The 22861-nt window shown below is 63.3% G+C and carries 19 protein-coding genes; 9 read left to right on the forward strand and 10 right to left on the reverse strand.

The window, feature by feature from the left end:
• Window positions 1-2: 2 nt before the first annotated feature.
• The 7 genes from urtD to B3873_RS02505 form a co-directional block, all read right to left on the reverse strand.
• Complete coding sequence (urtD, locus tag B3873_RS02475; protein WP_039790232.1) at window positions 3-872, reverse strand: urea ABC transporter ATP-binding protein UrtD; 870 nt, start codon at window positions 870-872, stop codon at window positions 3-5.
• Window positions 869-1999 (reverse strand): urea ABC transporter permease subunit UrtC, encoded by a 1131-nt coding sequence (gene urtC, locus B3873_RS02480; RefSeq protein ID WP_209534084.1) that lies wholly within the window; start codon window positions 1997-1999, stop codon window positions 869-871. Before urtC ends, urtD begins: the two co-directional genes overlap by 4 nt.
• A complete protein-coding gene (urtB, locus tag B3873_RS02485) occupies window positions 1996-3612 on the reverse strand; it encodes an urea ABC transporter permease subunit UrtB (RefSeq protein ID WP_039790230.1) in 1617 nt (538 codons plus the stop codon). Before urtB ends, urtC begins: the two co-directional genes overlap by 4 nt.
• A 176-nt stretch (window positions 3613-3788) precedes the next feature.
• The gene (gene urtA / locus B3873_RS02490) at window positions 3789-5042 is read right to left on the reverse strand and encodes an urea ABC transporter substrate-binding protein (RefSeq protein WP_013236630.1); all 1254 of its coding nucleotides are present in this window, start codon (window positions 5040-5042) and stop codon (window positions 3789-3791) included.
• 435 nt (window positions 5043-5477) lie between these two features.
• Window positions 5478-6305, reverse strand: coding sequence for a ferritin-like domain-containing protein (locus B3873_RS02495; RefSeq protein WP_209534082.1), 828 nt, complete (start codon window positions 6303-6305; stop codon window positions 5478-5480).
• A 160-nt stretch (window positions 6306-6465) separates the two neighbouring features.
• Window positions 6466-8187, reverse strand: coding sequence for a sensor domain-containing diguanylate cyclase (locus B3873_RS02500; RefSeq protein ID WP_286863874.1), 1722 nt, complete (start codon window positions 8185-8187; stop codon window positions 6466-6468).
• Window positions 8188-8200: 13 nt separating this feature from the next.
• On the reverse strand, window positions 8201-9520 hold the full coding sequence (locus B3873_RS02505) for an ABC transporter substrate-binding protein (protein WP_286863875.1): 1320 nt from the start codon (window positions 9518-9520) through the stop codon (window positions 8201-8203).
• 471 nt (window positions 9521-9991) lie between these two features.
• On the opposite strand from B3873_RS02505, the gene B3873_RS02510 reads away from it, so the two are divergent.
• Entirely contained in the window at window positions 9992-11215 is a 1224-nt protein-coding gene (locus B3873_RS02510; RefSeq protein ID WP_259433726.1) for a Bcr/CflA family multidrug efflux MFS transporter, read from the forward strand.
• Between the two features lie 39 nt (window positions 11216-11254).
• Here B3873_RS02510 and B3873_RS02515 read toward each other — a convergent pair whose 3' ends face one another.
• Together B3873_RS02515 and B3873_RS02520 are read right to left on the reverse strand one after the other, a co-directional pair.
• Window positions 11255-12262 carry an alpha/beta hydrolase family protein gene (locus B3873_RS02515; protein WP_286863876.1) on the reverse strand — a complete coding sequence of 336 codons (1008 nt, stop codon included), beginning with the start codon at window positions 12260-12262 and terminating at the stop codon, window positions 11255-11257.
• A gap of 16 nt (window positions 12263-12278) precedes the next feature.
• A complete protein-coding gene (locus B3873_RS02520) occupies window positions 12279-13127 on the reverse strand; it encodes an AraC family transcriptional regulator (RefSeq protein ID WP_286863877.1) in 849 nt (282 codons plus the stop codon).
• A 188-nt stretch (window positions 13128-13315) separates the two neighbouring features.
• On the opposite strand from B3873_RS02520, the gene rarD reads away from it, so the two are divergent.
• From rarD to B3873_RS02545, 5 genes are all read left to right on the forward strand, one after another.
• Window positions 13316-14212, forward strand: a complete 897-nt coding sequence (rarD, locus tag B3873_RS02525; RefSeq protein WP_286863878.1) for an EamA family transporter RarD — start codon at window positions 13316-13318, stop codon at window positions 14210-14212.
• 41 nt (window positions 14213-14253) lie between these two features.
• On the forward strand, window positions 14254-15921 hold the full coding sequence (ettA, locus tag B3873_RS02530; RefSeq protein ID WP_039790218.1) for an energy-dependent translational throttle protein EttA: 1668 nt from the start codon (window positions 14254-14256) through the stop codon (window positions 15919-15921).
• Between the two features lie 158 nt (window positions 15922-16079).
• On the forward strand, window positions 16080-16373 hold the full coding sequence (locus B3873_RS02535) for a hypothetical protein (RefSeq protein WP_134224240.1): 294 nt from the start codon (window positions 16080-16082) through the stop codon (window positions 16371-16373).
• 230 nt (window positions 16374-16603) lie between these two features.
• The gene (panS, locus tag B3873_RS02540; protein WP_034339914.1) at window positions 16604-17518 is read left to right on the forward strand and encodes a ketopantoate/pantoate/pantothenate transporter PanS; all 915 of its coding nucleotides are present in this window, start codon (window positions 16604-16606) and stop codon (window positions 17516-17518) included.
• Window positions 17519-17665: 147 nt separating this feature from the next.
• Window positions 17666-18259, forward strand: coding sequence for a molybdopterin-dependent oxidoreductase (locus B3873_RS02545; RefSeq protein ID WP_286863880.1), 594 nt, complete (start codon window positions 17666-17668; stop codon window positions 18257-18259).
• 22 nt (window positions 18260-18281) lie between these two features.
• Here B3873_RS02545 and B3873_RS02550 read toward each other — a convergent pair whose 3' ends face one another.
• Window positions 18282-19922 (reverse strand): acyl-CoA synthetase, encoded by a 1641-nt coding sequence (locus tag B3873_RS02550; RefSeq protein ID WP_286863881.1) that lies wholly within the window; start codon window positions 19920-19922, stop codon window positions 18282-18284.
• Window positions 19923-20102: 180 nt separating this feature from the next.
• Between B3873_RS02550 and B3873_RS02555 the strand changes: the two genes are divergently transcribed.
• From B3873_RS02555 to hisC, 3 genes are all read left to right on the forward strand, one after another.
• Entirely contained in the window at window positions 20103-20777 is a 675-nt protein-coding gene (locus tag B3873_RS02555; RefSeq protein WP_088755430.1) for a Crp/Fnr family transcriptional regulator, read from the forward strand.
• 89 nt (window positions 20778-20866) lie between these two features.
• Window positions 20867-21529: a hypothetical protein gene (locus B3873_RS02560; RefSeq protein WP_286863883.1), complete on the forward strand. Its 663-nt coding sequence runs from the start codon at window positions 20867-20869 to the stop codon at window positions 21527-21529.
• Between the two features lie 84 nt (window positions 21530-21613).
• Window positions 21614-22696, forward strand: a complete 1083-nt coding sequence (gene hisC, locus B3873_RS02565; protein WP_286863884.1) for a histidinol-phosphate transaminase — start codon at window positions 21614-21616, stop codon at window positions 22694-22696.
• The last annotated feature ends 165 nt before the right edge of the window (window positions 22697-22861 follow it).

A 22861-nucleotide genomic window follows, 5' to 3' on the forward strand; every position in this document is an offset into this window, starting at 1 on the left:
TCTTATCGTCCCAGGTAGACTTCGATGACGCGTTCGTTGGATTGCACCTGGCGCATGTTGCCTTCGGCCAGCACCGATCCTTCGTGCAGCACGGTCACCTTGCCACCTTGGGCGATCTCTTCGACGAAGCCCATGTCGTGTTCCACCACCATGATGGAATGCTTGCCGCGCAGCTCGTTCAACAGCTCGGCGGTGCGCGCGGTCTCGGCGTCGGACATGCCGGCCACCGGTTCGTCCAGCAACAGCAATTGCGGCTCCTGCATCAACAGCATGCCGATTTCCAGCCACTGCTTCTGCCCGTGCGAGAGCAGGCCGGCCACGCGATGTTCCTGGCCGTTCAAACGGATCAGCTTGAGGATTTCCTCGATCTTGCCGATCTGCTCCGAGGACAGCCGCGCAAAGAGCGTGGTCTTGACGCGCTTGTCCATCTTCATCGCCAGTTCCAGGTTCTCGAACACGGTGTGCTGTTCGAACACCGTCGGGCGCTGGAACTTGCGGCCGATGCCCGCGTGGGCGATCTCGTATTCGGTCATCTTGGTCAGGTCGATGGTCTGGCCGAAGAAGGCGGTGCCGGCGGTGGGCCGGGTCTTGCCGGTGATGACGTCCATCATCGTGGTCTTGCCCGCGCCATTGGGACCGATGATGCAGCGCAGTTCACCGACCGAAATATCCAGGTTCAGGTTGTTGATGGCCTTGAAGCCGTCGAAGGACACCGTGATGTTTTCCAGATAGAGGATGGCACCGTGTGTGGTATCGACGCCTTCGGGTTTGATGCGTTCGTAGGATGCGCCGTGGTCGGCGCGGGGCGTATCGACGTTGCCGCCCAGGCCGCCGATGGCGACTGGATTCTTGCCGGGTTCGATGGCACTCATGCGGCCTCCTTGGATGCGCTGCCCTCAGCGGGCGCGGCATCGCGTTTCTTGAATTTCTGCACCAGGCCCAGGATGCCCTGCGGCAGGAACAGCGTGACCAGGATGAAGATCAGTCCCAGCGCATACAGCCACAGGTCCGGGAAGGCCGCAGTGAACCAGCTCTTCAGGCCATTGACCGTGAAGGCGCCGATGATCGGTCCGATCAGCGTGCCACGGCCACCGACGGCCGCCCAGATCACCATCTCGATGGAGTTGGCCGGCGACATCTCGGAAGGATTGATGATGCCCACCTGCGGCACGTACAAGGCACCGGCGATCCCGCAGATCACGGCCGACAGCGTCCACACGAAGAGCTTGAACCACAGCGGGTTGTAGCCGATGAACATGAGGCGCGATTCGGAATCGCGCACGCCCTGCAGCACGCGGCCCAGCTTGGAGGTGACGATCATGCGGCACAGGACCAGGGCACCGAACAACAGCGCCAGCGTCACCAAGTAAAGCACCGCCTTGGTGGCCGGTGCAGTGATGGTGAAGCCGAGGATGCGCTTGAAGTCGGTGAAGCCGTTGTTGCCGCCGAAGCCGGTATCGTTGCGGAAGAACAGCAGCATGAAGGCGAAGGTCATCGCTTGCGTGATGATGGAGAAATACACGCCCTTGATGCGCGAACGGAACGCGAAGTAACCGAACACGAAGGCCAGCAGACCCGGCACCAGCACCACCAGCAGCATGGAGAACCAGAAGTGGTCGGTCATCCACCAGTACCAGGGATAGGCCTTCCAGTTCAGGAACACCATGAAGTCAGGCAGGTTGCTCTGGTACACGCCGTCACGGCCGATGGCGCGCATCAGGTACATGCCGTGGGCGTATCCGCCCAGTGCGAAGAAAACGCCATGCCCCAGCGAGAGGATGCCCGTGTAGCCCCACACCAGGTCGAGGGCCAGCGCAGCCATGGCATAGCACATGAACTTTCCGACCAAAGCGACGGTGTAGGAGGAGACGTGCAGCGCACTATCTGCGGGGAACAGCAGGTTGCACACCGGCAGCAGTGCCAGCACGATGGTGCAGATGACGATGCCGGTCCAGGACGGGCGATTGAACAGCGAGGGGCGCATGATCATGGTGCTCATTCCACGCTCCTTCCCTTGAGTGCGAAGAGGCCTTGCGGACGCTTCTGGATGAATACGATGATGAAGACCAGGATGGCGATCTTGGCCAGCACGGCACCGGCCATCGGTTCCAGGAATTTGTTGACTTCGCCCAGGCCGAAGGCTGCGATGACGGTCCCGGCCAGCTGGCCCACGCCACCCAGCACCACCACCATGAACGAGTCGACGATGTAACCCTGTCCCAAGTCGGGGCCAACGTTGCCCAACTGCGAGAGCGCCACGCCGCCGAGACCGGCGATGCCGCAACCGAGACCGAAGGTCATCATGTCGATCTTGCCGGTGGACACGCCCACGCAGTCGGCCATGCGACGGTTCTGCGTGACGGCGCGCACGAACAGGCCCAGGCGGGTCTTGTTCAGGATCAGCCACACCGCGAACACTACGAAGAGCGCGAAGAACACGATCACGATGCGGTTGTAGGAGAGCACCAGCGAACCCAGCACGGTCACGCCGCCCGACATCCAGCTCGGGTTGGCCACTTCCACATTCTGCGCACCGAAGATGGAGCGCACACCTTGCATCAGCATCAGGCTGATGCCCCACGTGCAAAGCAGGGTTTCCAGCGGACGGCCATAGAGCCAGCGGATCACCAGGCGCTCCAGCGCGATGCCGACGGCCGCGGCCACGATGAAGGCCGCCGGCAGTGCCACCACCAGATACGCATCGATGGCGCCGGGGAAGAACTTGCGGAACACCAGCTGGCACACGTAGGTGGTGTAGGCACCGATCATCAGCAGCTCACCGTGGGCCATGTTGATGATGCCCATGAGGCCGAAGGTGATGGCCAGGCCCAGCGCGGCCAGCAGCAGCACGCTGCCCAGCGAGACGCCATAGAACAGCTTGCCGGCGAAGTCGACGATGGCCAGGTGGCGGTCCAGCGCGGAGAGCGTGCGGACTGCTTCGATGCGCACGCCTTCATCAGCTTCGACGTAGGAGCCATCGGGATTCTTGGCCAGCATGTTTTCCAGCACCGGCTTCAACGAGGCATTGGTGGTCTCGGCCAGTTTCTTGACGGCGGCGCGGCGTGCAGCCGGGTCGGTCGAATGCAGGTTGGCAGTCGCCTGAACCTGCTGCAGCACGTCCTTGATCTGCGGATCGCTTTCCTTGGCGAGCGCTTTTTCGATCAGCGGGATCTGCGCCGGGTCGGCATTCTTGAGCAATTCACCGGCGGCGGCCAGGCGTTGGTCACGCTGCGGCGAGAGCAGTTTCAGGCCCGAGAGCGCGCCATCGACAGCGCCGCGCAGGCGGTTGTTGACGGTGATGCCTTCGGCGTCATCGGGGGCCGGGCCGGTCTGGTCGGTGGCCGGATTGAATGCCTTGCCGGCGTCGTCGACGATGAGCACGTCACCGGCGGGGGTGACGTAGAGCGCGTCGCTGTTCAGAGCATTTAGGATCTTGAGCGCGTCATCATTGGCCAGCGCAGCAATCTGGTTGACGGCGTCGATGCGCGCGTCGGGGTCGTCTCCGCCAAGGGGCTTGAGCAGGGCCGGATCGATGGCTGCGAACGCCCCCAGGGCGTGGACGCAAAGCCAGGTCGCGAGCAGCCCGCGTAGGAACTGGATGGCTGGTTTCATGGTCGGTGTGCGCCTCGAAGCGCGGGCCGGTCAATGCGGTGGCCGGGGCGAGTCGTCGGGCGGTTTTCTTGTGGAGGGAGATGCATTGCGGCGGACGGAGCGCCTTCCATCAGCCGACCCGCGGCGTACGGAAGGCGCTCCGAAGAACGCCATCAACTACTACTACAACCGCAAGCTTAGTTCTTCTGCTTGCTTTCGTTGCCCGGGATGTACGGGCTCCAGGGTTGTGCGCGGATGGTGGTCTTGGTCTTGTAGACCACGTTGAACTGACCGTCCGCCTTGATTTCGCCGATCATCACGGGCTTGTGCAGGTGGTGGTTGGTCTTGTCCATTTCCAGCGTGTAGCCCGACGGTGCCTTGTAGGTCTGGCCACCCATGGCGGCGATCACCTTGTCGGTGTCGGTGGACTTGGCCTTTTCCACGGCCTGTGCCCACATGTGGATGCCGACGTAGGTAGCTTCCATCGGGTCGTTGGTCACGACGGTATCGGCGTTGGGCAGGTTCTTGGCCTTGGCGTATTCCTTCCACTTCTTGATGAAGGCGGTGTTGACCGGATTCTTCACCGATTCGAAGTAGTTCCAGGCGGCCAGGTGGCCCACCAGCGGCTTGGTATCGACACCGCGCAGTTCTTCTTCACCCACCGAGAATGCCACCACCGGCACGTCGGTCGCCTTCAGGCCGGCGTTGCCCAGTTCCTTGTAGAAGGGCACGTTGGAGTCGCCGTTGATGGTCGAGATCACGGCCGTCTTGCCACCTGCGGAGAACTTCTTGATGTTGGCCACGATGGTCTGGTAATCGGAGTGGCCGAACGGGGTGTAGACCTCGTCGATGTCGGAGTCCTTCACACCCTTGCTGTGCAGGAAGGCGCGCAGGATCTTGTTGGTGGTGCGCGGGTAGACGTAGTCGGTCCCCAGCAGCACGAAGCGCTTGGCACCGCCGCCTTCCTTGGACATCAGGTATTCCACGGCGGGAATGGCTTGCTGGTTGGGGGCAGCACCGGTGTAGAAGACGTTCTTCTCCAGTTCTTCACCTTCGTACTGCACCGGGTAGAACAGCAGGCTGTTCAGTTCCTTGAAGACCGGCAGCACCGACTTGCGCGACACCGAAGTCCAGCAGCCGAAAACCACCGAGACCTTGTCCTGGGAGATCAGCTGGCGGGCCTTTTCGGCGAACAGCGGCCAGTTCGAGGCGGGGTCGACCACCACCGGTTCGAGCTTCTTGCCCATCACGCCGCCAGCGGCGTTGATTTCGTCGATGGTCATCAGGGCCACGTCCTTCAGGGACGTTTCGGAGATCGCCATGGTGCCCGACAGCGAGTGCAGGATACCGACCTTGATGGTGTCGGCAGCGAAGGCCGAAGGCAGCCAGGAGGATGCGGCCAGTGCGAATGCGCCCAGAGCGGTGGCTTTCAGTACGGTACGACGTGACATGTGGTGCTCCCTCGAGAAAAGTTTTGGAAGATTTTTTTCACTGCCCAGTCGCTTTAGCAGATTGCGTGCCAATGCACGCACGAGGGCCTGCGGGCTGCATCAAAGCGGGGCGGGGAGGGGCGCGGTGCGGGAAGAATGTTGTCAGGCACGCCAGGATTGCGCACCAAAGCCGAGCGTCATTGTCGACAGTCCCATGTCGCTGCGGCAACACTCACCAGCCTGGCGCTCGGCTGTGCGCAATCTTGGTGCGCCGCGCAAAGCGCCAGTGGAGGCGGGTTTGCGGCAGGTGGCTCAACTTCCTGAGGGGTGAGACGGATTGTTCACAATAGTGAGCACATCCTGAACGATGGGGCAGCAGGCGGCGTGATCCATTGCGGTGCCTGCCCGGCGCGTGGGCCGGAAGATGGTCCTGGCGGACCACCCTCCGGCGCCGGATCAGCGCAACAGCACGTGCTGCATGAACTGGCGCAAGGGGAATTCGATCATGTTCTGCAGGGTCACCGGCAACTCCAGCGGCCGCATGATCATCTTGATGGTAGTTTCGGGCTTGAGATTGACGCGCACGGTACGGCTCATGCGCGAGGCCAGTTCCTTCACGCGTGCAGGATCGGCGGCCAGTTCCGGCTTGTACACCATCACCACGTGGCGGATGGCGCAATCGGCGTCTTCGCTCTTCAGTTCCAGGGTGCGGCGGCTGAGGGTGCCGAGGACGCGCGAGCGGCCGATGTTTTCCTGGCGGCGATAGCGGCGGAAGTACTGGTAGAAATGCTTGTAGTGATTGACCTCGTCATTGGCGATGAGTCCGGCCAGGTGCTTCAGGACCGGCTCGTCGGTGGCCCGCGCCAGCGCCCGGTAATAGGTGGAGGTACCGGTCTCGACCACGCAGCGCGCGGCCAGCTCCTGGGCCCGCGTGGGTTCGAGCAGTTCGACCTTGCAGTATTGCGAATATTCGTCGAGGAAGCCTTGATAGGCGCGCGGCCAGTCGAACTCCGGCCAGACATGCTCGACATAGGCGCGCAGGGCCGCGCCGTGTTGCAGCTCTTCCGGCTCCCACTGCTCGCGCAGCCAGGTCTCGACCTCGGCATCGCCTTTGTAGAATTCCACCAGGTTGTGGGTGTAGAGGTCGGAACCGCTTTCGACGAAGGAGGCGCAGGCCACCAGGTAGAACAGATCTTCATCCTGCCGCACCCGCTCGCGGTCGATGCGGCTCAGGTCGATGTCATCGATGGTCCAGTGTTTTTTTTCTTGGCGACTCGGGTTCATCTGCTATACCTCTCTTCTCAAAGTGATGGTGGGCATAGCGATATGATGCAACGCGATGACATTGGTTCAGGGCCGCCGCCGGCGTCTTGACGCAACTTTGCAAAGCGTCGCGCGACGTCAGCATTTCGTCAGGTGGACCGGTCCGGGCGACTCTACCCGATCACAGGTTGCTGGTAGCGTCACTGCCCAGCACCACGCGGTTGCGGCCCTGGTACTTGGCGTGATACAGCGCCTGGTCGGCCACGCGCAGCAGTTGTTCGGCGCTGGTGTGCTCATCCGGCTGCAGCGAGGCCACGCCGATGCTGGCCGTGATGTAGCCGAAGGGCGAATCGGCATGCGGCAGCTTGAGTTCGAAGATGGCCTGGCAGATGTGCTCGGCCTGCTGCAGGGCATGGGCGGTATCGCTCTCGGCGATGATGACGCAGAACTCCTCGCCGCCATAGCGTGCTACCAGGTCGGTAGCGCGGCGCGAACTCTTCTGCAGCACGCGCGCCACGATGCGCAGGCACTCATCCCCTGCCACGTGGCCGTAGCGGTCGTTGTATTTCTTGAAGTAATCCACGTCCAGCATCAGGAGCGCCAGCGCATGGCCGGAGCGCACCGAGCGCCGCAGCTCGCTGTCGAGTACCTCGTCGAAGCGACGCCGGTTGGCCACCCCGGTCAGGCCATCGGTGGCCGAGAGCGCTTCCAGCTTGCGGTTGGCCAGCTCCAGTTCGCGCGTGCGGCGTGCGACCTGATCTTCCAGTTCTTCCTTGTTCTGCTGCAGCTTGCCGGCCATCTCGTTGAATTTGCGCGAGAGGATGGCGATCTCGTCGCCGCCGGCCTGTTCCACGCGCACCGTGGTATCGCCGCTGCCGGCTTCCTTCATGGCGCCCACCAGGCGCTGCAGGGGCACGCTGATACTGCGCGCGATCAGCGCCGAGAGGAACAGCGAAGCGGCAAAGCACAGCAGGCCGATGGCGATGATCTTGTCGCGCACCGAGCGGGTGTCGGCGTTGAGCTTGTCGCTCGGCGTGGCGCTGACCACCCACCACGAGGTGTGCGGCAACTGGGCGATGGCGGCGTAGTAGCGTGTCTTGTCAGCACGTGTATAGGCGATGAAATCGCTGGTGCGGCGTTGTCCCACGCTGGCCGTGATGCCCTCCAGCAGGGCCGGGTCGGCGCTGCTGAAGCTGGTGTCGCGCCCCTGCACGACCACCGTGCCATCGCTCGCATCGACGATGAAGAGACTGGAGTCATAGCCCAGGTCCACGCCCTCGAAGATGCTGAAGAAGTAGCTCGGCCGCACGCCGATGAACAGCACGCCGGCGCCGCGGTTGTTGCCCGTGAAGCGGATCTCGCGCAGCATGGCCACGCTCTTCTGGCCATGGCCGCCGTTGTAGAGCGTCCACCAGCCGCGTCCGCCGAGGTCCGGCGCCTCCTCCGCCACGCGGGTGATGTTGCTGGCCAGCGGCGCAAAGATCTGCGGATCGATGACCTGGCGCTTGCGGTCCAGCAGGTATTTCTGGTTCACGTCCGGCAGCGAGCCATAGGTGTCCAGCAGCACGCGCGCCACACCGCTGCGGGCCGCAGCACTGGTGGCTTCGTCGCCGCTGTAATAGTCGCCCAGCAGGCGCTGCAGCTTGTCGGAGAGCGCCAGCTCCTCGCTGGTGTCCTCGATCTTTTCCATGCGCAGCATCAGGTTCTGGGAGATCTGCTTGACCACCTGGACCGAGTAGGTGTGTACCTTCTCCTGGGTGGCACGGGTGGTTTCGCGATAGGCCAGCAGACCCGAGATCACCAGCGGCACCAGCGAGACCAGGATGAAGGAATTGATGAGCCGGTAGCGGATTTCGATCTTGCGCAGGAAACCCAGCCAGAAAAAGTCGAGCCGTTTTTTCATCGAACGCGCTCCCTTACCTGGCCGACAGGCGTGCCTGTTCGGTGATGGAATCCTGCAGCAGGCGCGCGGCCCGCGCCGGGGTCTGGCTGCCCGACAGCACGCTCTGCAGGAGCGGATGCAGGACGTCTATGGTATTGACCGGCAGCACCGAGTAATACAGTCCCGGTGCATTGCTGGCGGCGGCATCGCGCGTCATCTGGTCGACCAGCGCGAAGAGCGCGGGATCGCCTTTCACATCGGCCGCGATCACGCGGAACGGCGGAATGTTCTGCCGCTTGGCTTGCCAGATCGGCATCCCCGGACCGTAGAGGAAGTCCAGGAACTGCACCGCCGCCTGGCGTTGCCGCGCGCCGCTGTGCTGGGCCACTGCAAAGCCGGTCTCGCTGCCCAGCACCGGTTTGAGCGGCTGGCCCTTGTCATTCCATGGCGGCACGAACACGCCTACCCGCATGCCGCGCGCATTCATCAGCGTGCCGGCGGCCCAGCTGCCCTGGAAGGTCATCGCCGCGCGGCCTTCGGCGAACTGGCGCAGGGTCGTGTCGTAGCCGGCGCGCAGACAGTCGGCCTGCACCATCTTCTGCTCCACCAGCGTGCGCAGGCGCGCAAAGATGGCCGCGCCGTCCGCATTGTCCAGCTGCAGGGTGCCATTGGCGATGCGGGTGCGCCAGTCGGGGACCTTGGCTGCGATCTGGTTGGCGAAGCCGTAGCTGAAGGGACCATTGCCCAGCATGTTGGGGAAGCCACCCGGCAGCGCCAGCGGCACCAGGCCGGCCTTGCGCAGTGCGGCGCCGGCCGCAAGGAAGGACTCGAAGTCGGCTGGCGGCGCAGTGATGCCGGCGCGGTCGAACATGTCGCGGTTGTAGTAGATCAGCGTGGTGGCCACGCCCGAGGGAATGCCGTAGCGCCGCCCGCCCGGCGAGGTCCATTCGCGTTGCAGGACTTCCAGCATGTTGCCCCAGGCCTGGGTGTCGCCGATGTCGGCCAGCAAGCCCTGGTCCGCCAGGGTGGCCGTATACGGATTGGCGTTGACCGAGACGATGTCGGGCAGGCTGTCGGTGGCGGCGCGCGGTTTGAGGTTTTCCTCGACGGAATTGCCGATCATGAATTGCAGGTTGATCCGCACCTCGGGATGCTTGAGCGAGAAGGCATCGGCCACGCGATGCATTTCCTCGGACCAGTCGGGTGCCCAGACCAGCGCGGTGAGCACCACCGGTTCGGCGGCTGCGGTGGCCGTGGCAGCGCTGTCGTCGCCACGCTCGCAAGCCGTCAGCAGGAGTGCTGACGCCAACCCCGCGATGAAGATTCCGAGTCCGCGCTTGGCGTACCCTGTCATGCCTGACTGCCCGCAGCTGGAGTGGCAACCCGGATCAGGCACGCCTGTTACTGATGGCGTATATCGGCCACGCATCGATTTCCCCTGCGGCTAAACTTTTCTTGTTTTACAGCAATGCGCATGGTGCCGCGTTGACCTTCGCGCAGTCATGGTGATCTGTGTCACGTAACCCGCTGCAGCCCGCGTTGCGCCTACCTGCCGCTCCCTTTGCACGATCCTGGCGTGTGAGAACAATGACAACAAGTTTGCCAGCTTTTACATCGTCCTGCACGAACCGCTTGTGTATTTCTTGTCTTTGTTCAGCTTTTGCCACGGCGCAATTACGTCCGCCTTGATGTGCCGCCTGAACGAAAATGAACAGGCCCTTATAATGTGGCCCTCACGCCTTGCGGGGCGATCGCGCTTCACCTTGCTGCAACCTGCCGGCATCGTCCTCACTGCCGACGATGCGGCTGTCTCATCAAATTCCACATGCACAACAAAGATACTTCGCTCTCCATGGGCAAATTTCCCCCATGGCTGGCCGTCCTGGCAGCCTTGACTGCGCTGGGTGCGCTGGCCATCGACATGTACCTGCCCAGCTTCACCGCCATCGCCAAGGAACTCGGCGTGGGCACCAACCTGGTCCAGCTCACGCTCGCTTCTTTCCTCGTCGGCCTGGCCGTCGGACAGATGTTCTATGGTCCGCTGTCGGATCGCTTCGGCCGCAAGCCGCCCTTGTTCTTCGGCATCGCCTTGTATTTCGTATGCTCCCTGCTGTGCATTTTTGTACAGAGCATTGAGACACTGATCGTGCTGAGATTGTTCCAGGGGCTGGGCGGCAGCGCCGGCATGGTGATCCCGCGCGCGATGGTGCGTGATCGCATGGGGGCCGAGGGTTCGGCCAAGGCGTTCTCGATGCTGATGCTGGTATTTGGCCTGGCACCCATCCTCGCTCCTTTCATCGGCGGCCTGATGCTGGTCTTTGCCAGCTGGCGCGGCATCTTCGTGGTACTGACGATCTTCGGCCTGCTGTGCATGCTCGGCACGCGCAAGTACCTGACCGAAACGGTGGATGTCTCCCGTGCCGAACCGCTGCATCTGGGGCGCACCTTGCGCCAGTACTGGGGTTTGCTGCGCCATCGCCAGTTCATGTCCTTCGTGCTGTGCGGAGGGTTGGTACAGGCGGGCATGTTCGCCTACATCGCAGGCGGTCCGTTCGTGGTGATCGAGCTGCACGGGATCAAGCCGCAGTATTTCGGTTTCGTGTTTGCGTCGAACGCCATCGGACTGATCGCCGCTTCGCAGGTCAATGCGCGCCTGGTGGTCAAGCGCTCGGCTGAACGCGTACTGGGCAAGGTGCTGTGGGTACCGGCCGGCCTGTCGCTGGCGGTGGTGCTGGCCGTTCTGGCCGGATTGGAGAGCCTGCCGCTGTTGCTGTTCGGTTTCTTCGGTTTCCTGACGGCCTATGGCTTCACGGGTCCCAATGCCACTGCCATTGCGTTGAAGCACCAGGGCCGCCAGGCCGGTACCGCAGCGGCCTTGATGGGCACGCTGCAATTCGGCATGGGCGTGCTTTCAGGGGTGGTGATGAGCCTGTGGCATGACGGTACCGCCTTGCCGCTGGTGTCGGTGATGGCCATCTGCGGCGTCAGTGCTTTCCTGCTGTATCACTTCGTGGCCAAGCATGAGCCGGTGACGCCGGCGGTGCACTGAACTCACCGGCTGATCGCACTGCGCGATATGGGAGGGGCCTTAGTGGCCCTCTACCTCCAAGGTGCGCTGAAAGAAGGCCACCACTTCCTTATTGAATGCCCGATGGAAGGTCGGACGGTCAAATCCAGTTGCACTGCTGCAGATGTCAGGCAGGCGCTGCGCCATGACCGGGGCGCAGGGGGCCAAGAAATCGAAATGCCCGGCATGGGATACGAGATGGTATTGCGGTGCCTGCGGCAACGCGCGCCGCACTTCTTCCGCGTACCAGGGATGGGGCAAGATCCGGTCGTCTTCGGCGCGCCATAGTTGTACGGGGATCGTTGCCCGCTGCAGTCGATTGGCAAACGTGAAACCGAGTGCAGGCGCGGCAATGACTGCCGCCTTGATGCGATCGTCCTGCGCTTGCAACTGCGCGGGCATCGTCGCATTAGCCGTACGTCCGGCGATTCTTTCCTGAGCAATGAGCTGGCACGCAAAATGATCAGAGTGCTCGTTGCAGAACGGGATGATGCGCTCCATGTCAGGCTGCCCACCGATGCTGACCAGCGCTGTAAATCCTCCTGCTGAAAATCCGAAGATCCCTATGCGCCCTGCATCGACTTGTGCATGGCCCGGCCAATCCCGCAGCAGATAGTCCAGGGCCCGGCGTATATGTCCAGGCCGCTCCAGAATAAAAAATCGGCGGCTTTGATCCTGAGCGTTATCACCCGGATGCATCACGGCCGCAGCAATGAATCCGGCGCGCGCCAGCGCAATGGCCGTATCGTAATGCGAGAAGTAAGTACCGCCGGTGCCATGCGATATCACGATCAAGGGATACCGGCCTTCTGACATGGCGCCATTCATGGACACTTCCTGAGTGGTCCAGCCGAGGCTGACCTTATGTGCACGCGAACTGCCGGGATACCAGATCGCCAGTTTGATCGGCTCACCGCGCTCATCGAGCGTAGTCTGTTCCTGAAAGCCGACCGAGCCAGCCCATGCGTTTGCGCAGCTCATCATCCAGATCAGCGCCAGAAAGGCGCGCCGCCAGTATGCAAGATTCATGATCACACCAGGTTGATTAACGAAGAGGACGGACCGGGATCAGCAGGTCGGTATGCAATGCCTCCTGCGGGACCTGGTGCGGTTGGTTGCGATAGCACTCAATGAGAGGCCTGTCGTCGGGTTCATAGCCGCTGTAAGGCAGCCACGTGCTGTAGAGCGCGGCGATGCTGGCGTTGATCTGTGTGTAGGGCCCTATCACGGTATGACAGGCATAGCTGCCTGCGGGTACATCGAGGGGTTCCAAGACGCCCTCCAGCGGATCGGTGGACTGTCGCAATGCGGCGGCGAAATAGCGGAAGCTGGTGCCCTGGTCGGGATCGCCAAAGCAAATTCCGTAACGCACTGGCTCAGTCCGCTTGCCCAGCAATTGATGAAGCCGCCGGTGCGTATGGGCGATGGTGCTGATCGGTCCTTCATGCCGCAATCCCAGCAATTGCAGGGCACCCTGTTCGACCAGTGGCACCTTCAGAGGGAGCGGCAGAGGCTGCGTCACATCAACTAGCCTTGAGGTTTGTGTCATTAGGGCGATCTTGCGTCTGAATGCACTCGGCGACTGTCCGGAAAACTGCCTGAAAGCTCGTGTGAATGCTTGGGGACTGTCATAGCCACAGGCCAGCGCAATCTCGGTCACGCTGTCGCCCTGATTGGCCAGTTGTAGTGCCGCCCGGGCCAGACGGTGGTGGCGCAACGTGTCCATGATGGTTTCTCCCGTCAGGCTCCGGTAGAGACGATGAAAATGGAAAGGGGAGAAGGCAGCGATGGCGGCCAGTTCTTCCAGGCTGTGCGGTGCCAGAGGGTCGGCCGCGATGGCGGCGAGCACTTTTGCCATACGGCTGCGATATCGGCGAACTGAGTCGAAGTCCATGGCGCAGTGTATTCCGGCGCCGAAGAAATGACTTAGCCGATCTTGCGCTTTTTGAGCGGCGACCAACCGTTCGGGCCAGTGTGACTGGTCCAGCCGGTGGCGACGAATCCTGCAATAATGGCGGATTCTCACCGCCGTGACCGCGCAGCGCCGCTCGCAGGTCCGGCTTCCGACCTCGTTGCCTTGCCATGCTTCACGCCGTTTGCGCCTCCATCCTGTGGGGCCTGTTCCCGCTGTATTTCAAGTTGCTCAAGGAGATTCCCTCCTTCGATATCGTCGTGCACCGCCTCTTCTGGTCCTGCGTGTTCCTGGTGGCCGTGCTGGCCTGGCGGCGGCAATGGCGCTGGGTGGGCGAGGTCATCAAGCGGCCCATGGTGGTGCTGGGCTTCCTGCTCTCGGCCCTGCTGCTGACCGGCAACTGGACCCTGTATGTCTGGGCCGTCAACGCCGGGCGCATCGTCGATACCAGCCTGGGCTACTTCATGAGCCCGCTCATGAGCGTCTTCATGGGCTACCTGATCCTGAAGGAACGCATGCGTCCCCTGCAATGGCTGGCGGTCTTCCTGGCACTCGGTGCCGTGCTCTGGCTGACCTTCGCCAACGGCAGCCTGCCGTGGATCTCGCTGCTGATCGCGCTGAGCTTCGCTTTCTATGGCCTGCTGCGCAAGACCGCGCACCTGGGCGCACTCGAAGGGCTGTCGCTGGAAACCTTGCTGATGCTGCCGCTGGTGCTGGTGATCTTGGGCGTGGATACCTTGCGTGACAGCAACGCCTTCACCCACGCATCGACCACAGCCAAAATCCTGCTGGCCCTGTCCGGCCCGATCACGGCGGTGCCGCTGCTGCTCTTTGCCCATGGCGCGCGCCGCATCCCCTTGTCGATGCTGGGCCTGATGCAATACATTTCGCCTACCATCCAGCTGCTGGGGGGCGTGCTGATCTACGGCGAGCCCTTCACCGGGGCGCGCGCCATCGGCTTTTGCGTGATCTGGGTGGCGCTCGCGGTATACTCCGCCGAAGGCTTGTGGCGCTACCTGCGCACCCGCGCGCAAAGCTCGGCAGAGCCCAGCGCCGGCGGCACCTGACGCCGCCTCCTATCGTTTCCCTCTCACTGGCAACTCATACCATGGCTCAATACGTCTTTACCATGAACCGCGTCGGCAAGATCGTGCCGCCGAAGCGGCAGATCCTCAAGGACATCTCGCTGTCCTTCTTCCCCGGCGCCAAGATCGGCGTGCTCGGCCTGAACGGCTCGGGCAAGTCCACCCTGCTCAAGATCATGGCCGGCATCGACAAGGAAATCGAGGGTGAAGCCATCCCGATGCCCAACCTGAACATCGGCTACCTGCCGCAGGAACCCCAGCTCGACGCCGAGAAGACCGTGCGCCAGGAAGTCGAAAGCGCCCTCGGCGAAGTCTTCGAAGCCCAGGCCAAGCTGGACGCGGTCTATGCCGCCTATGCCGAAGAAGATGCCGACTTCGACGCCCTCGCCACCGAGCAGGCGCGCCTGGAAGCCATCATCGCCGCCGCTGACGGCAACAGCCTGAACCAGCAGCTGGAAATGGCTGCCGACGCATTGCGCCTGCCGCCCTGGGACGCCAAGATCGGCGTGCTCTCCGGTGGTGAAAAGCGCCGCGTGGCGCTGTGCAAGCTGCTGCTCTCCAAGCCCGACATGCTGCTGCTGGACGAACCGACCAACCACCTGGATGCCGAATCGGTGGACTGGCTGGAGCAGTTCCTGCAACGCTTCCCCGGCACCGTGGTGGCCATCACCCACGATCGCTACTTCCTCGACAACGCCGCCGAATGGATCCTGGAACTGGACCGCGGCCACGGCATCCCCTGGAAGGGCAACTACAGCTCCTGGCTGGAACAGAAGGAAGCCCGCCTGAAGCAGGAAGAGGCCAGCGAATCGGCCCGCCAGAAGACCATCGCCAAGGAACTGGAGTGGGTGCGCCAGAACCCCAAGGGCCGCCAGGCCAAGAGCAAGGCGCGTCTGGCGCGCTTCAATGAGCTCTCCGAATACGAATACCAGAAGCGCAATGAAACCCAGGAAATCTTCATTCCCGTGGCCGAGCGCCTGGGCAATGAAGTCATCGAATTCAAGAACGTCAGCAAGGGCTATGGCGACCGCCTGCTGATCGACAACCTGAACTTCAAGATTCCGGCCGGTGCCATCGTCGGCATCATCGGTCCCAACGGCGCCGGTAAGTCGACCCTGTTCCGCATGCTGGCCGGCCGTGAAACCCCGGACAGCGGCGAACTGGTGCTGGGCCCCACCGTCAAGGTGTCGCTGGTGGACCAGTCGCGTGAAGACCTGGGCAACAAGAAGACGGTCTTCGAAGATGTCTCGGGCGGTGCCGACATCCTCACCGTGGGCCGTTTCGAAATGCCCTCGCGCGCCTACCTGGGCCGCTTCAACTTCAAGGGCGGCGACCAGCAGAAGGTGGTCGGCAACCTGTCCGGCGGTGAGCGTGGCCGCCTGCACCTGGCCAAGACCCTGCTGCAGGGCGGCAACGTCCTGCTGCTGGACGAACCGTCCAACGACCTCGACGTGGAAACCCTGCGCGCCCTGGAAGATGCGCTGCTGGAATTCGCCGGCACCGTGCTGGTGATCTCCCACGATCGCTGGTTCCTGGACCGTATCGCCACCCACATCATCGCCTTCGAGGGCGATTCGCAGGTCACCTTCTTCGACGGCAACTATCAGGAATACGAAGCCGACAAGAAGAAGCGCCTCGGCGAAGAAGCCGCCAAGCCCAAGCGTATCCGTTACAAACCGGTTACGCGTTGATGGCTTGACTGAAATGGTCGAGAAAACGCCGCTGGTTCCAGCGGCGTTTTTTTTCGTCCGTGCAGCGGAACGTCGTCGGAGGTAAAGAGTTGTAGGGACGCATGACGCCACCCATCGCGCTGGCTACCATCGTGGATCACAAGACTAAGGGAGCCCCGATGACAATCCGCCTGATGCCGACGCTGTCCCTTGCGATGGTGGCCGCACTGGCCGGCTGCGCCTCCTCGCAACCGGTCACGCAGATCGACAAGGACACCTACCTGCTGGTGGCAAGTTCACGCTGGCACGGCAACGACGGCGTCGCGGTACAGGGTCTGCAGCAGGCCGATGACTGGTGCCGCCAGCAGGGCCGCCGTGCGCGCATCATCGGCAGCGAACGTTCCGAAGGCGTGATCGGCGTGATGCCGCCCAAGGTGATGCTTAGTTTCAAATGTGATCTTATTCGCCAGTAGGCCGTCCCACGGCCCGGGAGCCGGCAGGAATCGGCCTGCGCGGGTAGAATCACGCCCTTGCCGCGCCCACAAGGCGCGTGATCGAGGATAGAGAAGAGGCCGCCACCGGACCTGGTGCACGAAGTCTCTCCGCCGCAGTGTGCGTCATCCGCGCAATGAACATAAAAAACGCGCCATCCCGGCATGAGCGTCTTCATGCACGGGCCTGTATTCATCATTCATCCATTGCCATGCTTGCCACCATCACCCGCCTCTTTCCCGTGTGGGCGCTGCTGCTTTCCGCCGCTGCCTACTTCACGCCGCCGACCTTCACGCCCATCGGCAAATACATCACCCAGCTGTTGACGCTCATCATGCTGACCATGGGCGTCACCCTCACCGTGGACGACTTCAAGCGCATCATCAAGCGCCCCGCACCGGTGGCTGCCGGGATCATCCTGCACTACCTGGTCATGCCGCTGGCTGCCTGGGTCATCGCCAAGGTGCTGCGCATGCCGCCCGATCTCACCGCCGGCATGGTGCTGGTGGGCAGTGTCGCCTCCGGCACCGCCTCCAACGTGATGATCTATCTTTCGCGCGGCGATGTGGCGCTGTCGGTGACGATCTCCACGCTTTCCGCGCTGGTGTCAGTGTTCGCCACGCCGATGCTGACCGAGCTCTACGTGGATGCCTCCATCCACTTCGACGCCCACGCCATGCTGATGTCGATCGTGCAGATCGTGGTGGTGCCCATTGCGGTCGGCCTGGTGCTGAACCTGTTCGCGGGCAAGCTGATCCGCCGCATCGAGCCCTACCTGTCGCTGGTGTCCATGGTCGCCATCCTGCTGATCATCTCGGCGGTGGTTGCGGGCAGCCAGGCCAGCATCGCTTCGGTGGGCCTGGTGGTGCTGGTGGGTGTGATCCTGCATAACGGCCTGGGTTTGCTGGGTGGCTACTGGGGTGGCCGCCTGCTGGGCTTCGACGAAGCGGTCTGTCGCACGCTGGCCATCGAAGTCGGGATGCAGAATTCCGGGTTGGCGGCCGCCCTGGGCAAGCTGTATTTCACGCCGGTGGCGGCCTTGCCGGGCGCGCTGTTCTCGGTGTGGCACAACCTCTCCGGGTCGCTGCTGGCCGGCTACTGGCGTGGCCGTCCGCCACGTGACTGAAGCGCAGTTGCAGTGATGCAGCGCTGAATCCAACGGCCCGCTTCGCCTTGATGCGGGCCGTTGTCGTTGGTGCGCAGTGATGGGCAAAAACTGATTACAATCCGCCATCACCGCACGTCCCATCCATCTCCATCAGGAGGGTTTTCCATGCAAAAACGCAAGTTCCTCAGCCTCGGTGCCTCGCTGCTGGCCGCGCCCGTGGCTCTGCCGGCACTGGCTGCCGACAAGAAGCCTGGTGCTGCCGCAGGTCCGGTATTGCTCACGGTGACCGGCGACATCAGCAAGGCCAATCGCGGCCCGCTCGATCCGGCGCTGGACCAGATGATGGCCAAGCAGAAGCTGGCGTTCGACCGGGCCCACACCTTCGATTTTGCCGCGCTCGCCGCGCTGCCTTCGGTGGAGATCCATCCCACGCTGGAATACGATGGCCGCCGCCACAGCCTGCGCGGTCCGCTGCTCTCGGAAGTCTTGCGCGCCGTGGGTGGTCCCGCCACCGTGCAGAACTGTGCCCTGCGCGCCGTCGATGGCTATGCGGTGCTGGTCTCGGCGGAGGATATCGCCAAGTATCGATTCATCATCGCCACCCATCTGGATGGCAAGCCCATCCCGCTGGGCGGACTCGGTCCGCTGTGGGCCGTGTATGACGCCGACAGCTTCCCCGAGATGAGTGCGCGCCCCTTGCCGGAGCGCTTCGGCCAATGCCCGTGGGGCCTGTATCACATCGCCGTGCGCAAGGCCTGAGGCGATGTGATGGAGCGGCGCCTCAGACGTTGATGGCGCTGTCCGATTTCATGCGCTTGCGCAGTTCGAACTTCTGGATCTTGCCGGTGGACGTCTTGGGCAGCGGACCGAAGTAGATCGCCTTGGGCACCTTGAATCCGGCCAGGTGGCCCCGGCAGAATTCGGTCAGTTCGGCCGCATCGATGTTGGCCCCGTCCTTGAGTTCGACGAAGGCGCAGGGTGTCTCTCCCCATTTCTCATCCGGTTGCGCCACCACCGCTGCGGCCAGCACGGCCGGATGGCGGTACAGCACGTCTTCCACTTCCACGCTGGAAATGTTTTCCCCGCCGGAGATGATGATGTCCTTGCTGCGGTCCTTGATCTTGATGTAGCCGTCCGCATTCATCACGCCCAGATCACCGGTATGGAACCAGCCCCCGGCAAAGGCTTCGTGCGTGGCCTTGTCGTTCTTCAGGTAACCCTTCATGCAGATGTTGCCGCGGAACATGATCTCGCCGATCTCCTCGCCGTCGGCGGCTACCGGTTCCATGGTGTCCGGCGAGAGTACCGCCACCCCGCTCTGCAGGTGATAGCGCACGCCCTGGCGTGATTTCTGTACCGCGCGTTGATCCACCGACAGCGCGTTCCATTCATCCTGTTCCGCACACACGGCCGCCGGGCCATAGACTTCGGTGAGTCCATACACGTGGGTCAGCTCGAACTGCATCGCCTCCATCTTGGCCAGCACGGCCGCTGGCGGCGGCGCACCGGCCACCATCGCCTTGACCGGGCCACGGATGCCGGCACGCCAGCCCTCGGGCGCATTGGCCAGCGCCGCATGCACGATGGGCGCGGCGCAGTAATGCGTGATGCCATGTTCTGCGATCAGGTCGAACACCAGCTTGGGTTCGAACTTGCGCAGGCATACGTTCACGCCTGCGCGGGCGGCCACGGTCCACGGGAAGCACCAGCCATTGCAATGGAACATGGGCAGCGTCCACAGGTAGACCGGATGCTTGGGCAGATCCCATTCGAGGATGTTGGAGACCGCATTCAAGGCCGCACCGCGATGATGATAGACCACGCCCTTGGGGTCGCCGGTGGTGCCGGATGTGTAGTTCAGCGCAATCGCATCCCACTCGTCGGCGGGCCATTGCCAGTCGAAATTTTCATCGCCATCGGCCAGCAGGGCTTCGTATTCCAGATGGCCGAAACGCTCGCCGGGTACCGGCGGCGGACCCAGCACGTCGAACACCTCGACGATTTTGAGCGCCGGCAATTGCGTGCGCAACTGCTGCGCCAGCGCGGCGAATTCGCTGTCGATCAGCAGCACCTTGGCTTCGCCATGGCGCAGCATGAAGACGATGGATTCGGCATCGAGCCGGATGTTGAGAGCATTCAATACCGCACCGGCCATGGGCACACCGAAGTGCGCCTCCACCATCGCCGGGGTATTGGGCAGCATGGCCGAGACGGTGTCGTTCTTGCCGATGCCCAGACGCTGCAGGGCGCTAGCCAGGCGGCGCGTGCGGCGATAGGTCTGGTCCCAGTCCTGGCGCAATGCGCCGTGAATGATGGCGGGACGCTGGCCATAGACGGCGGCGGCGCGCGCGATGAAATCGATGGGGGTGAGGGCCGCGTAATTGGCGGCGTTGCGGCCAAGGCCGGTGTCGAAGTCTGCCATGCTTGTCTCCTTGCGGCGGGGATGAGGGGTGCGGCCTGTGCATTTTTTATCAGCCGCCTGTTATTTTCTGCACTAGGGTAGCACCGAAGCTGTCTTGCGCTTTGTCATCACGACGACAAGGCTGACATGCGACAATGTTTGCCGTTTCCTTCCCTCTCTGACTATCCCATGAGCAGCCCTATGGCGCAGCTTCTGCAGCAATACGACTGGTTCGCCGCGCTGGCCGGCGAGCATCGTGCGCTGGTCGCCGCCACCACCCAGTTGACGCGCTTTTCGGCCGATGCCTTCGTGGCCCGGCGGGGTGAACTCTCGCAGTACTGGATCGGGGTGCATGAGGGCTTGATCAAGCTGGCCGTCTACAACATCGATGGCCGCAGCAGTACGCTCTCGGGCGTACCCGAGGGCGGCTGGTGCGGCGAGGGCAGCGTCATCAAGCGCGAGCCGCGCCGCTATGACGTCATCGCCATCCGGGCGTCGCAGATCCTGCTGGTGCCGGCCGATACCTTCCACCGCCTCATGGCCGAGAGCCTGCCCTTCAACGCCTTCGTCATCGGCCAGTTGAACGAACGCATGGGCCAGTTCATCGCCACGGTCCAGAACGAACGCCTGCTTGATGTCGATGCCCGCGTGGCGCAGGCCATTGCACAGCTGTTCCACCCGATGCTGTATCCGCGTACTTCCAAGGTGCTGGAACTGTCGCAGGAGGAGATCGGCCTCCTGACCGGCTTGTCGCGCCAGCGCGTGAACCAGGCCATGCGCCACCTGGCCGAGCTGGGGCTGGTGGAGATTTCCTACCAGAGCATCCGCGTGGTCGATCTCGATGGCTTGCGCGCCTTCGGCATGGCCTCGCTGTGAGCGGCCTGTCACCACGATGACAGTCTGGCGCAGGCTACCGGCTTAAGATCGGGCGAGCATCCCTGCATTGAGACTGCATCGACCCCTCCATGGCCATCATCACCCATCATCACCTGCTGCTGCGTGAACTGCGTTTCGCCGCCCCGGCGCGCGTGCGGGTCTGGAAGGGGGCTGCCACCTTGAAGAGCGGGGGCGTATCGGTCGAGTTGCAGGAAGGCGGAAGCTTCACGGTGCCGCCCTTCGTGCGTTTTTCCTGCCTCGCGCATCCGCGCGTGACGGCACAAGGCATGCGCCCCGCAGTCTGGTCGCTGGCGCTGGAGACACAGGCCAGCGCCGACATGGAACGCGCCGCCGACACCAGCAAGCCCCACGCCCGCCGCCTTGCCGCCGCCATCTTTGCGCAGCCCAGCGCCGACTGGTGCGCCGAGCGCATCGCAGGTCAGTGGCAGATCTCCACTGCCCGCCTGCGTGCCTTGCTGTTTGCCGAGGGCGAGTCATTGCGCAGCCTGGTGCGCGAGCAGCGCGTGGCCTGGGTGCTGGCGCAACTGGCGCGGATGGAAGATGCCGGCGCCAGTCCCGCCGCAGCCGGGTTTGCCTCGCTGTCGGCCCTGCAGCGCGCCTGCCAGGACCTGATCGGCCTGCCGCCCGAGATTGCCGGCCGCGCCCTGTCGCTGCTGAGCAGCCATCCCCGGCCGTCCGTTGTGCTGCAGGATGACCAGGCCCGCCAGCCGCGCTACCGCCCTTATTTCTGAGGCGTCTGCGGCCGGGTGGCGGCAAGTTTGCTACCATCTGCGCTTTCCCTCAATTCTGTGTGGCCCGGTCCGGGCTGATTTCTCATGAGCAAGTTCTGGAGTCCCATCGTCAGCCGCCTGACGCCCTACACCCCCGGCGAACAACCCAAGATCGCGCGCCTGGTCAAGCTCAATACCAACGAGAGCCCGTATGGCCCGTCGCCGCTGGCCCTGCAGGCCATCGCCCGCGAGGTCAGCGACAACCTGCGCCTGTACCCCAATCCCGACGCCGAACCCCTGAAGCTGGCCATCGCCCGCCGCCATGCCGCCGACGGCATCAGCGCGCGCGAGGTGTTCGTGGGCAACGGCTCCGACGAAGTGCTGGCGCACGCCTTCCAGGCCCTGCTGCAACATGGCAAGCCCATCCTGTTCCCGGACATCACCTACAGCTTCTATCCGACCTATGCCGGCCTGTACCAGGTCGACTATCGCGCCGTGCCGCTGGCCGAGGATTTCACCCTGCGCACCGAGGATTACCTCGGCCATGGCGATGCCATCGGCGGCATCATCTTCCCCAATCCCAATGCGCCGACCGGCTGCCTGCTGGGACTGGACGAAGTGGAGCGCATCCTGCAGGGCAACCCGGAGCGCGTGGTGGTGGTCGATGAGGCTTATATCGATTTCGGCGGCGAGAGCGCCATCCCGCTGGTGCAGCGCTATCCCAACCTGCTGGTGGTGCAGACCTTCTCCAAGTCGCGCGCATTGGCCGGCATGCGGGTCGGTTTCGCAGTCGGCCATGCCGACCTGATCGATGCGCTGGAACGCGTCAAGAACAGCTTCAACTCCTATCCGCTGGACCGCCCCGCCATCGCCGGTGCCACCGCCGCCATCGAGGACGAGGACTATTTCCGCAAGACCTGCGACATGGTCATCGCCAGCCGCACCGCACTGGTGGCGCAGCTGGACGCACTGGGCTTCGAGGTGCTGCCTTCGGCGGCCAACTTCGTCTTTGCCCGCCATCCGCAGCGCGATGCCGCCGAGCTGGCCGCTGCCTTGCGCAGCGACGGCATCATCGTGCGCCACTTCAAGAGCGAGCGCATCAAGCAGTTCCTGCGCATCACCATCGGCACCGATGAGGATTGCGGCACCCTGGTGGAGGCATTGCGCCGCCATCTCGGCCAGCAGTAAGTGTCCCCTCTGCGGGCCGCGCCGGTGTTGGCCGCGCGGTCCGATGTGCAGAAAACGTCAAGCGTTTGCGGTGCGTCCCTAGCCCGCTACCAGCGGCCTTTGCCGCCACGCCACCAGCGCCCCCGCCAGCAGCATCAGTGCAGAAAACGTCAAGCCGCGTTGCAG

It is taken from the genome of Herbaspirillum sp. UBA812 (assembly GCF_002296545.1).
In the GTDB taxonomy this organism is placed as follows: domain Bacteria; phylum Pseudomonadota; class Gammaproteobacteria; order Burkholderiales; family Burkholderiaceae_D; genus Herbaspirillum; species Herbaspirillum huttiense.

Excerpts from the sequence above, each read along its gene's own strand:
- B3873_RS02550 (WP_286863881.1), bottom strand. The coding sequence starts at position 19,922 with ATGGCAGACTTCGACACCGGCCTTGGCCGCAACGCCGCCAATTACGCG.
- B3873_RS02510 (WP_259433726.1), top strand. The coding sequence starts at position 9,992 with ATGCACAACAAAGATACTTCGCTCTCCATGGGCAAATTTCCCCCATGG.
- rarD (WP_286863878.1), top strand. The coding sequence starts at position 13,316 with ATGCTTCACGCCGTTTGCGCCTCCATCCTGTGGGGCCTGTTCCCGCTG.
- B3873_RS02505 (WP_286863875.1), bottom strand. The coding sequence starts at position 9,520 with ATGACAGGGTACGCCAAGCGCGGACTCGGAATCTTCATCGCGGGGTTG.
- hisC (WP_286863884.1), top strand. The coding sequence starts at position 21,614 with ATGAGCAAGTTCTGGAGTCCCATCGTCAGCCGCCTGACGCCCTACACC.
- urtB (WP_039790230.1), bottom strand. The coding sequence starts at position 3,612 with ATGAAACCAGCCATCCAGTTCCTACGCGGGCTGCTCGCGACCTGGCTT.
- B3873_RS02555 (WP_088755430.1), top strand. The coding sequence starts at position 20,103 with ATGGCGCAGCTTCTGCAGCAATACGACTGGTTCGCCGCGCTGGCCGGC.
- B3873_RS02535 (WP_134224240.1), top strand. The coding sequence starts at position 16,080 with ATGACAATCCGCCTGATGCCGACGCTGTCCCTTGCGATGGTGGCCGCA.
- ettA (WP_039790218.1), top strand. The coding sequence starts at position 14,254 with ATGGCTCAATACGTCTTTACCATGAACCGCGTCGGCAAGATCGTGCCG.
- B3873_RS02500 (WP_286863874.1), bottom strand. The coding sequence starts at position 8,187 with ATGAAAAAACGGCTCGACTTTTTCTGGCTGGGTTTCCTGCGCAAGATC.
- B3873_RS02520 (WP_286863877.1), bottom strand. The coding sequence starts at position 13,127 with ATGGACTTCGACTCAGTTCGCCGATATCGCAGCCGTATGGCAAAAGTG.
- B3873_RS02545 (WP_286863880.1), top strand. The coding sequence starts at position 17,666 with ATGCAAAAACGCAAGTTCCTCAGCCTCGGTGCCTCGCTGCTGGCCGCG.
- urtD (WP_039790232.1), bottom strand. The coding sequence starts at position 872 with ATGAGTGCCATCGAACCCGGCAAGAATCCAGTCGCCATCGGCGGCCTG.
- B3873_RS02515 (WP_286863876.1), bottom strand. The coding sequence starts at position 12,262 with ATGAATCTTGCATACTGGCGGCGCGCCTTTCTGGCGCTGATCTGGATG.
- urtA (WP_013236630.1), bottom strand. The coding sequence starts at position 5,042 with ATGTCACGTCGTACCGTACTGAAAGCCACCGCTCTGGGCGCATTCGCA.
- panS (WP_034339914.1), top strand. The coding sequence starts at position 16,604 with ATGCTTGCCACCATCACCCGCCTCTTTCCCGTGTGGGCGCTGCTGCTT.
- urtC (WP_209534084.1), bottom strand. The coding sequence starts at position 1,999 with ATGAGCACCATGATCATGCGCCCCTCGCTGTTCAATCGCCCGTCCTGG.
- B3873_RS02560 (WP_286863883.1), top strand. The coding sequence starts at position 20,867 with ATGGCCATCATCACCCATCATCACCTGCTGCTGCGTGAACTGCGTTTC.
- B3873_RS02495 (WP_209534082.1), bottom strand. The coding sequence starts at position 6,305 with ATGAACCCGAGTCGCCAAGAAAAAAAACACTGGACCATCGATGACATC.